The organism is Nonomuraea sp. NPDC004580, from assembly GCF_040609855.1.
In the GTDB taxonomy this organism is placed as follows: Bacteria; Actinomycetota; Actinomycetes; order Streptosporangiales; family Streptosporangiaceae; genus Nonomuraea; species Nonomuraea salmonea.
In genome coordinates, this window is record NZ_JBEXLH010000144.1 from 1 (window position 1) to 1,505 (window position 1,505).

Here is a 1,505-nt window from a genome sequence, read left to right on the forward strand (position 1 = left end):
CTAGGACCCCTCTGAAGATGTTGCTGGCGTAATGGATCACGGGCTGACGGTCTGGCGATCAAGGTTTTGAGGTGAAGCAGCCCTGGGGTGTTGCTCGCTGGATGGCCTCAGCCGGTGGCCGGCTGTAGCGTCCAGGTGCCCTGAGTATGGGCGAGTCCGAGGTTGATCAGGCGGCGCAGGTTGAGGGCGGCTGCTCGTAGGTGGAGCCAGAGGTCGTTGCGCACCACGCCGCGGTAGCGGAGCTTGCGAGCGCGGCCGTCCGCGCCGATCAGCCAGGCGATGGAGCGTTCGACCATGGGGCGATGTTGCCGGTAGACGGCTTGCAGGCCGGGGTCGGTGGCCCATTGCCGGCGGGCCTGGCGTAACAGCGCGTCGTGGGGATGCAGCTGCAGGGAGCGGCCGTTCCTGCTGGTCGTGCAGCGCTCGCGCAGCGGGCAGGAGCGGCAGGCGACGCCGAAGGTCACCGACCGTGCCGCGGTGATGTGCCGTCTCACCCCGGCCGGGCAGATGACGGTGCCGCCGGCTTCGTCCACGGTGAAGTCGTCGATGGTGAAGCCGCCGGCGACGGCCGGGCGCAGCGGGGCGGGCTTGATGATGACGGTATGCCCGGCATCGAGCAGCGCGCGGCGGGCCTCGCCGGTGCCATAAGCCGTATCGCCCAGCACCTCGAACGCGGCCGGGCCGGTGGTTGAAGCAGCCGAGGGCCCGGCGGGTCCGGCGGGTCCGGCGGGTCCGGCGGGTCCGGCGGGTTCGCCGGCCAGCAGGTCCGCGCCGACGACCGCCTCGTGCTGGCCGGCTCCGCCGGCCATGGTCAGCCGGACGCCGGTGAACAGTCCGGTATCGGGTTCGATCACCACGTGCGCCTTGTAGCCGTCCTGGCGGTGGTGCACGGTCTTGTGCACGTGCCGGGCCTGGGTGTCGACGGTGGAGATGACGCGGTCGGGGGCGACCCTGCGGGCGATGCGCCAGCGTCCGTCGGTGCCGTCGGAGCCCTCGGCCGGCTCTACGTCCTGGCCGGCCACCAGCGCCAGCAGCGCCAGGGCCTGAGCCGCGTCGTCACCCAGTTCACCGGCGATCGCGGCGGCTTGGAAGGCCTCCACCACGGTGAGTGCGTCGTTGACCAGGCCGCTGACCAGTTCCTGGCGCGCGGTGGCGTCGTTCCAGGCGATCGCGGGCTTGCCCGGATCGGTGTAGTCGGTGGCCCGGCAACGTTCGGCGATCAGCCGGCCGGCGCCGGGCACCTGCCGGCCCACCCGCCGCATCGCCGTGATCAGCTGGGTAACGGTGTCCTGGGTCGCGACCGCGTCATCCAGCACCGCCGAATCCAGCACCCGCCGCGCCCGCGCCCGCAGCGCCCCGCTGGCCGCGGCCACCTGCCCGACCCGGCGGAAGATCCGGTCCGGATCACCCGACCGGCGCAGCCGCTGCCGGAAATACACCAGCAGCGACGGATCGAAGCCCCGGTCATGCAGGCCCAGCCCGCAGGCGGCCTTCCACCGCAGATC

The 1,505-nt window shown here is 72.3% G+C and carries 1 protein-coding gene; it reads right to left on the reverse strand.

Going from position 1 to position 1,505, the window contains the following annotated elements; all coding sequences use genetic code 11:
- Positions 1-107: 107 nt before the first annotated feature.
- Positions 108-1,505, reverse strand: a 1,398-nt coding sequence (locus ABZW11_RS46225) for a transposase (protein WP_355432926.1), incomplete at its 5' end; no start/stop codon positions are given.